Here is an 8,552-nt window from a genome sequence, read left to right as displayed (position 1 = left end):
AGTACTGCAGCCGTGGCATGAGGGATTTCACCAGCTGCTCCCGACAGGTGATGGAGTCGTCGTCCCAGTTGTCGCCATCCGAGGCCTGGGCCACATAAAGATTCCACTGGCCAGGCGGGTAGCGATCAGTAATGATCTCGTCGACCAGTGTCAGGGCGCTCGATACGATGGTGCCGCCGGTCTCCCGAGAATAGAAGAACTCCTCTTCGTCGACTTCCTTGGCGGCGGTGTGGTGGCGCACGAAGACCAGCTCGACCTTCTCGTAATTGCGCTCCAGAAACAGGTAGAGCAGCAGGAAGAAGCGCTTGGCGATGTCCTTGTGGGCCTGTGTCATGGAGCCCGAAACATCCATGACACAGAACATCACCGCCTTGCTCGATGGCTGGGGTTGATTGATCAGGTTGTTGTAGCGAAGGTCGTAGGTATCGATGAACGGCACCGCCTCCAGGCGCTTCTCCAGCCGCTCGATCTCGGCCCTGAGCTCGGCAATGCGCGCCGGGTTGCGCAGCACCGGATCCTTGCCCTCCTCCAGGTCAAGCGCTTCACGTGCCTCGCGCAGCGCCCGCCGAATGGGCGCGCGCATGGCGATCCGCCGGGCATAGGCCTCGCGCATGGAGCGTACGATATTCATGCGTGCCGGCACACCGTCCCGGGACACCCCCGCACGCACCGGCCGCACCTCGTCAAGATCCACCAGCGCCTTGCGCTCCAGGTGTGGCAGCTCCAATCCGTCGAAGACGAAATCCAGGAACTCCTCTCGACTCAAGGTGAAGGCAAATTCATCCATGCCTTCACCCTGGTTGGAGGCGCCTCCTTCTCCCGCGCCGCCTCCGCCACCACCACCGGGACGGCGCAGGCGGTCGCCTTGGACGAACTCCTTGTTACCGGGACTGACAATGGTCCGCTTGCCGCCCGGCCCGTGCTGGAACACCGGCTCCGAGATATCTCGGGCCGGAATCGACACCTTCTCGCCACGCTCCATGTCGGTGATCGAGCGACGATTGACCGCCTCCTCCACCGAACGCTTGATATGCGTCCGGTAGCGGTCGAGAAAACGCTGCCGATTGACCGCACTCTTGTGCTTGGCATTGGCGCGTCGATCGATGAAATAGGTCATGGTGACCTCCCAGGCCAGCGCCGGTTACTGCGATTTACGCACACGCAAGTACCACTCCGAGAGCAGTCGTACCTGTTTCTCGGTGTAACCACGATCCTTCATCCGCTCCACGAAGTCCTCGTGCTTCTTCTGGTCTGCCGTGGACGCCTTGGCATTGAAGGAGATCACCGGCAGCAGCTCTTCGGTATTGGCGAACATCTTGTGCTCGATGACCCCTCTGAGCTTCTCGTAGGACTGCCAGCTGGGGTTCATGCCATTGTTCTGGGCCCGCGCCCGCAGCACGAAGTTGACCACCTCGTGGCGAAAATCCTTGGGGTTGGAGATACCCGCCGGCTTCTCGATCTTCTCGAGCTCCTCATTGAGAGACTGCCGATTGAAGAGCTCCCCGGTCTCGGGATCGCGATATTCCTGATCCTGGATCCAGAAGTCAGCGTAGGTCACGTAACGGTCGAAGATGTTCTGACCGTATTCGGAGTAGGACTCCAGGTAGGCGGTCTGGATCTCCTTGCCGATGAAGTCCACGTAACGCGGCGCCAGGAACTCCTTGATGAAACGCAGGTAGCGCTCGAAGGTCTCCTTGGGCAACTGCTCCTGCTCGAGGCGCTGCTCGAGCACATAGAGCAGGTGCACCGGGTTGGCGGCTATCTCGTGATTGTCGAAGTTGAACACCTTGGAGAGAATCTTGAAGGCAAACCGCGTGGAGAGCCCGTCCATCCCCTCGTCGACACCCGCCGCATCCCGATACTCCTGGATCGACTTGGCCTTGGGGTCGGTATCCTTGAGGTTCTCGCCGTCGTAGACCCGCATCTTGGAGTAGATACTGGAGTTTTCCGGCTCCTTGAGTCGCGAGAGTACCGAGAACTGGGCCAGCATGCGCAGGGTGTCCGGTGCACAGGGCGCCTGGTCGAGAGACGAATGCTCGAGCAGCTTCTTGTAGATGTTGATCTCTTCGGTGACCCGCAGGCAGTAGGGCACCTTGACGATGTAGACCCGGTCGAGGAAGGCCTCGTTGTTGCGATTGTTGCGGAAGGCCTGCCACTCGCTTTCATTGGAGTGGGCCAGCACGATGCCTTCAAAAGGAATCGCCCCCATGCCCTCGGTGGGGTTGTAGTTGCCCTCCTGGGTGGCGGTCAGCAGCGGGTGCAGCACCTTGATCGGTGCCTTGAACATCTCGATGAACTCCATCAGCCCCTGGTTGGCCTTGCAAAGGCCGCCGGAGAAGCTGTAGGCGTCCGGGTCGTCCTGGGAGTAGAGCTCCAGCTGGCGGATGTCCACCTTGCCCACCAGGGAAGAGATGTCCTGGTTGTTCTCGTCGCCGGGTTCGGTCTTGGAGATGGCGATCTGGTTGAGCCGCGACGGATAGAGCCTGACCACCTTGAACTCGGAAATGTCGCCGCCATACTCCCTGAGCCGCTTGGAGGCCCAGGGCGACATCACGCTCTTCACGTAGCGCCGGGGGATGCCGTACTCCTTCTCGAGCAGCTCGCCATCTTCCTCGGGCGAGAACAGCCCCAGGGGCGACTCGAATACCGGCGAGCCCTTGATGGCATAGAAGGGGATGTGCTCCATCAACAGCTTGAGACGCTCCGCCAGGGATGACTTGCCGCCCCCCACCGGCCCCAGCAGGTAGAGGATCTGCTTGCGCTCCTCCAGTCCCTGGGCCGCATGGCGGAAGTAGGCAACGATCTGCTCGATCGCCTCCTCCATGCCGTAGAACTCGGCAAAGGCAGGATAGCGACGGATCACCTTGTTGGAGAATATCCTCGAGAGCCTTGAGTCCTTGGCGGTGTCGATGACCTCGGGCTCGCCGATTGCCTGGAGCATGCGCTCGGCAGCACTGGCATAGGCCATGGGGTCTTCGCGACACAGCTCAAGGTATTCCTGCAGGGACATTTCTTCCTGCTGGACGCGAGAGAAGCGGTTCTGCACATGATCAAAGATGCTCATCGAAGCCTCCTGTTTGCCCACCCGGACGGTCACCGCCACACTCGATCACCTCACCGGGTTATTCATCAGCCTAGTCAGCTTCCGGCGGAGCGGCCGGGGAACTGTCAACGCAGTGAATGACTATCCATGAGAACGCAGGGGCCGCTGAGGGTTCGCTGAAAAAACCTATGCTGATTTAACGATGCATGGACGCAGCGTCCACAAGCCACCCTGGCCGGCCGCAATGCCTACTGCCTCGGACACGTGAAGCCGGAGTGACTTGGGGTGCGTATCGATCGGGTTCCTGCGGCGGCACCCGTCGTTTCAGGATCATCGGAGAATAGAGTAGCGGGCTGCCCTGCAGGTTCAAGACGCGGCGGCAGGATATTACCTGAAGTTAGCTCAAGGTTGAGCGCCGGATTCAACGCAATGCGGCCGGCCCCCTGGGTGCCGGCCGTTTCGAGTGGATCATTGCCGCTGGCTGGCCATGCGACAAGACTCTCGATGAGCAGGCAACGGGGTCAACGCGCCGCCTGTGTGCGCACCTCGGCCAGATCCCAGGCCCTCAGCAGGTCGACGGCAACATCTGGAGAGTCGACCCCCTGGCCTTTCACCTGCATCAGTATGCGACCATCGAGCAGCAGGGTCGCCTCGACACGGGAGCGATCCGCCTCCCACTTGACGATGGCTGTCTCCCGTCCCATGCGGACCCGCTCCATGTTGGGCTGGGCGGCGATAATGGCAGGGTTGCTGAACATGGTAGCCATGCCTTGAACCATGGGGTTGTCGATCATCAGCGAGGCTTCCAGGCGGCCATCCCCCTCCTCTTCCCGGTAGTTTCTCTGCAGCATGGTACCGCCGCCCCCCATCAGCGCCGCCGCGCCTCCCCCGCCGGCCGACTCGGCTTCACCGGCGGTCCATCCTTCAGGGGCATCGGGGAAGGTACCGGCGATACGCCCCGACATGAGCTTGCGGATATCACTGATGGCGAACTCCAGTTCAGTGATCGCCGCGCCATAGTCCTCTTCCTGATAGAGCTCGAGGCCCAGTTCGATCTGCTCGACCACCTCGTCGGCCAATGCCGAAGTCGCGACCGGCAGCGTCAGGACGAGACCCAACAGGGCGGCACCCAGCGTACGTTTGCTTTGCATTGTCGTATTCCTCTTGATCATATGTTCCCTACACAGCGACCGAACGGGTCACTGGCTCATTTCTCATCCAGCGCTATCCAGCGCAGGTCACCTGTCAGTTGCACGTCATCCTCACCGCTGCCAGCGATGTTGAACTCGGCATCGTAGCGCTCGCCGTTGGCCATCAGGGTCAACTCCCCGCTGACCTCATCGACCTCGTGCCGTGTGAACTGAACCCGCACGGTGTCGTCATCGCGGCCTGCCTGGACCGGATAGCTGCCGGCTGTCGCACCGTCAGGCAGGTAGAGATAGATCCCGTCACCCATGATCAGCATGTTGTCGCGGCTGGTGACACGGCCAAGCGTAGACTCGGTTTCCCCGTTGACGGTGAGTTCATACTCCGCCTCGGACTGCAGTGTCAGCGGAAGATCTCTGACCGCCCCTTCACTCGCCACCCGGCCTGCCTCCTCGCCACGCCCATCGGCGGCCTCCAGTTGCCAGGCGGCAGTGACGCTATCACCGAACTCGTCCAGGTAGACGCTGCCCGAGACCTGGCGCGAGAACGTCCAGGCCATGCCGTCGCCACGGACATGGGCCTGTACCTGATCGTCCTCTGCATCGGAAAAGCCTGCCACCGGGTAGCGGTTGCCCGCCTCGGCCCCTTCCGGCAATACCAACGAAACCCAGGCGCGCACGACGTCGTCAGGATCATCCTCGTGTGTGGCATCAGTGTAGATCGAGATGGCGTAGGGGCCTTCGGCATTGCTGCCGCGTCGGGAGGCACCGCCTCCCGACGCGGGCCGGAAGACATCGTTGCTGATTCCACCGTAGCGCGGGTCATCCGCCGTGGTGTATTCGCCGGTGGACGTGACGGCACCACTGATGGAGAGCATCGACTCCCCGCTCTCCACACTGTCCAGCAAGGCCGCCAGTTCCCCGCCATTACCGCCTGAAGTGCCGGCCTCTGCGGCACTGGAAGCGGAATCGTCATCGCACCCCGTCAACAACCCCAGGCTGGCGAACAGCACCCCTATCCGCCACACGCCATGGTGATTCGTGTACCTGCTCATGCTTCCCCCTTGCTGCCTGCTTGTGGTTCGTTTGCGGCAAGCCAGCGCATGGCTCACTGTGCGACTTCCGCTCCTTGCGTCTCGCCGCCTGTCGCCTCTTCTTCGTTGGCGCGCAGCTTCAGCTTGCGGAACTTGGCCGACATGCCATCCAGCTTGGCCTCCCATTCCGGATCCGGCTGCTGGCCTTCGATCGCCTTGAAGAAGGCCTGCATCATGCAGGTGATGGCAAAGGCTCCAGCACTGCCACCTTGACGCTCCAGGCGAACAACAACGCTACGATGACACCGGTCGCCGACCAGCCCCCGGGGATGAGATAGGCCACCAGGGCGGCGGGTGCCAACATCACCAGGAAGACCAGGAAGGAGAGGCCATAAACGATCAACGCCAGCCAGGCCGCGTTCTTCAGCATCGGCTTGGCGTTCTGGCCGTAGAGAACAAGCGCTTCCCGGGAGGAGGCCCAGGCATTGTCGGAGCGGGTACGGATACAGTAGGCCAGGATCACCTCGTCGATGAAGCCCACGGCAATCCGCAGGAACATCTCGACGAGGCGGATGAACTGACGGGCACCGGGAATCGGCAACAGGCGGAATATTCCACGAGCCAGGCCGGTAATGGCGCGTAGCACCCCCTTGATCAGCTGGTCCACGCCGAACAGCACGCTGGCCTGGGCAAAGCGCGCCTTCACCACGGTGCTGGCGTGCTCGATCTGGCCACGTCCCTGGGGCAATGGCTTGCCATCCATCAGTTCCACCAGCACGGCGATATGGCCCGCCTTGACCATGTACAGCAGGTACTCACGCAGGATATACATGATGGCGCCGACGATACCGAAGCCGACGACCCCACCCCAGAAGGTAGAGGCGGCACGGAACCCTTCGTCACCGAGGCCCCCGACACCCCAGCCCACGCCGGCACCGACCCCCGTCATCAGCACATAGGCCAAGGCCACGCCGAAGTAGACGGCCAGGCGAAAAAGAATGAATGGCAGTGTCTTCAGCATCAGGCCAAGGGCCTGGCCGATCTTGAAATCCCACATGGCGCCCCCTGCAGAGATTGAGTGTTGTTGGTTGTCTGGGCTAGAGCTTTGGGCTCATCTCATTAGATTAACCAGCCTTTTGCCACTTGGCCCCGTTCATTCAAAGAGGGATAACCGATAAAGCCAGCAGCTCACCCCGAAACCCAAACTCAATGACTGGTCAATGACCCATCAGTGGCAAAGCTCCGTCGTCCATTCATCCGGCTCGGTGGGCCCACGCCAGCACTGCTGCTGCCGTCCCACCTCAACGAGTTGCCAGCGCCCTTCGCTTGCGGGGTTGAAGAGAAGCCTGTAACTCATGGCGCGAACCGAATCATCCTTCAAGCCTTCCAGGCTGAGCGTGACCAGGATATCGCCGCTCTCACGCATGCGCAGTGTGACCGTCTCCACGGTGACCGGGTTGAACTCCCGCAGCCCGTAATGCTTTCGTGCCAGGCCACCGGATCGTCGGTGGCCTCCACCTCTGGCAGCTCGATGATCTGATAGTCGCTGGCCGGTAATTCGCCACCACCCGCCGGAGCCGGCTCGGCCTGCCACACGCGCACCAGCGGAGCGGGGAAAGTGGGCGGCTTGCCCGCCCAGGCGAGCTGATCGCCCGAGGCGCTGAAGGCCAGCGCGTCGGCCCCACCCTGCTGGCGCACCAGGATGCCATGGTCGACCGGCGTGCCATCGAGCGCCATCAGCAGAGCATCGCGAAAACTGCCTGCCAGGGTCTGGCCATCGGGACCGACTGCAAAGGCTCCCGAGCCGAGCAGCTCATGCCGATAGGCCAGATTGCCGTGCTGCCACTCCCACACCAGCAGTTGGGCGGGAGCGCCTTCCTGAGCGACCTGGGCACGGGAAAGGAGATGGCGCCCATCCGAGGAAAACAAGAGACTATCGAGGGTGGCATCAGTCGTGAGGGTGCCAATATGACCGGGGGATTCGCCTCCGAGGTGCCAGAGGTTCACCCTGGTGCTCACTGTCGGGTCAGGCCCCAGGTTGGCGGCCACGCTTGCCAGCGTTTCACCATCCGGGTGGAGGGCAATGGCTTCGATGGGTTGCTCGCCGAGCCGCGCGGTGATGCTGCCATCCACCGGCGAGTAGCGCTGGACATCGCCGCCACAGGCCGCCCATAGCGCATCGCCTCCAGGGGTGAAAACCACATCGTGACAACCCCCTTCGGCTGCCAGGGATAGCTGCGCCCCCCCTGTCTGCATGTCCCACAGGATAAGCGCCGCCTCCGGCGCGCCCCCCTGGCTCCAACTGGTGGATGCCAAGGTGGCGCCATCGGGGCTGAAGGCAAGGCCCGTGATGGGCATGCCCATGTCCAACTCCCGGTCGATGTGGCCCGCCAGGCGATGGCGCAGCTCACCCGTTTCCACGCCCCACAGCTCGATATCGCCTTCTGCAGCGAGGGCCATAAGGCTCCCATCGGGAGAAAAGACCACCCGTTCCACCCGCTCGCCCGGTCGCTCGATCTCCTGCACCTGTGCAACGTCTAGCCAGTCAAACGCCGGCGCGACACTCTCTTCACCGGCCGCCGGGCTTGCGGCATGGGCCGCAGCAAGGCTAGCCGCACCCAACAGGCCAACGCCGACACACATCATCCGCCTCGCCTGTCGCCTGCCAGCCACTCGAACACCCATAACCTCAGCAACACCTGCAGACATGGTGATCTCCTCTGTTTCCCCACTTCCATCAGGGCTTGCCATGACGTTATTCAGGAAATTCGTGCACTGACCCTTGGTGTAGCCCCAAGCCAAACTCAAGCTGAACCGGCAGGTGCCGCTCACTTGTCTGGGGAAGCTCAACCTCAAGGGTGACACCCTCTCGGGCTCCCGCCACCACCAGGTTGGCATCTGGGTGCCCAGGCTCCATGCTGTCGTCTTGTCCCGGCACCTTGATGCCGAGCAGAGCCCCCTCGCGAATAAAGCAATACAGTTCCAGAGGCTGATCCTCAGGCCGCTCGCGCCGCTCATCCCGGCAGGTTAGCGTTTCCCCTTCAACATCAACGTCCACTCCCCAACCGGGTATATGAGAGAAATCAACATCATCAACGATGACAGTCTTAGTGCCATCGCCACCCATCAGAAGCTCCAGTGATAACTCCATGTGGACGGTCTTGGCATCTTGATGAGGAATAGCAGGAAGAAACACCGGCACACGAAGCCATTGCTCCTCCGTGTTAACCGTCATTTGATGCGGCATGAAGTAGCCTGATGAGGCTGGATCATGATCAAATGGGCTGTCGCCTTCCAGCAAATTTGTTCCTACATCATCGGAGGAACTGA

General features: G+C 61.7%; 8 protein-coding genes. All 8 read right to left on the bottom strand.

Translation table 11 applies throughout. The annotated features are described in order from the left end of the window. The coding region (locus tag Q427_RS16305; RefSeq protein WP_043515850.1) for a YeaH/YhbH family protein at window positions 1–1,117 on the bottom strand (1,117 nt) is incomplete at its 3' end. A 24-nt stretch (window positions 1,118–1,141) separates the two neighbouring features. Next, entirely contained in the window at window positions 1,142–3,064 is a 1,923-nt protein-coding gene (locus Q427_RS16300; RefSeq protein WP_043515848.1) for a PrkA family serine protein kinase, read from the bottom strand. 500 nt (window positions 3,065–3,564) lie between these two features. Further along, the gene (locus Q427_RS16295; RefSeq protein WP_043515845.1) at window positions 3,565–4,194 is read right to left on the bottom strand and encodes a hypothetical protein; all 630 of its coding nucleotides are present in this window, start codon (window positions 4,192–4,194) and stop codon (window positions 3,565–3,567) included. A 56-nt stretch (window positions 4,195–4,250) separates the two neighbouring features. Then, window positions 4,251–5,243 (bottom strand): hypothetical protein, encoded by a 993-nt coding sequence (locus tag Q427_RS16290; RefSeq protein ID WP_155833596.1) that lies wholly within the window; start codon window positions 5,241–5,243, stop codon window positions 4,251–4,253. Between the two features lie 53 nt (window positions 5,244–5,296). Continuing rightward, window positions 5,297–5,458, bottom strand: a complete 162-nt coding sequence (locus Q427_RS32440) for a hypothetical protein (protein ID WP_197030690.1) — start codon at window positions 5,456–5,458, stop codon at window positions 5,297–5,299. Beyond that, the gene (locus Q427_RS16285) at window positions 5,455–6,279 is read right to left on the bottom strand and encodes a hypothetical protein (protein WP_197030689.1); all 825 of its coding nucleotides are present in this window, start codon (window positions 6,277–6,279) and stop codon (window positions 5,455–5,457) included. The genes Q427_RS32440 and Q427_RS16285 overlap by 4 nt, the downstream gene beginning before the upstream one ends. Before the next feature lie 320 nt (window positions 6,280–6,599). Next, a complete protein-coding gene (locus tag Q427_RS16280; RefSeq protein ID WP_043515841.1) occupies window positions 6,600–7,868 on the bottom strand; it encodes a WD40 repeat domain-containing protein in 1,269 nt (422 codons plus the stop codon). A gap of 109 nt (window positions 7,869–7,977) precedes the next feature. After that, on the bottom strand, window positions 7,978–8,552 hold a 575-nt coding region (locus Q427_RS32435), incomplete at its 5' end, for a hypothetical protein (RefSeq protein WP_231613735.1).

Source organism: Halomonas sp. BC04, from assembly GCF_000568385.1.
This window is presented reverse-complemented; position numbering and strand designations above follow the sequence as displayed.

Coding starts and splice junctions, on each gene's coding strand:
- Q427_RS16300 (WP_043515848.1), bottom strand. CDS start 3,064: ATGAGCATCTTTGATCATGTGCAGAACCGCTTCTCTCGCGTCCAGCAG.
- Q427_RS16295 (WP_043515845.1), bottom strand. CDS start 4,194: ATGCAAAGCAAACGTACGCTGGGTGCCGCCCTGTTGGGTCTCGTCCTG.
- Q427_RS16290 (WP_155833596.1), bottom strand. CDS start 5,243: ATGAGCAGGTACACGAATCACCATGGCGTGTGGCGGATAGGGGTGCTG.
- Q427_RS32440 (WP_197030690.1), bottom strand. CDS start 5,458: ATGATGCAGGCCTTCTTCAAGGCGATCGAAGGCCAGCAGCCGGATCCG.
- Q427_RS16285 (WP_197030689.1), bottom strand. CDS start 6,279: ATGTGGGATTTCAAGATCGGCCAGGCCCTTGGCCTGATGCTGAAGACA.
- Q427_RS16280 (WP_043515841.1), bottom strand. CDS start 7,868: ATGATGTGTGTCGGCGTTGGCCTGTTGGGTGCGGCTAGCCTTGCTGCG.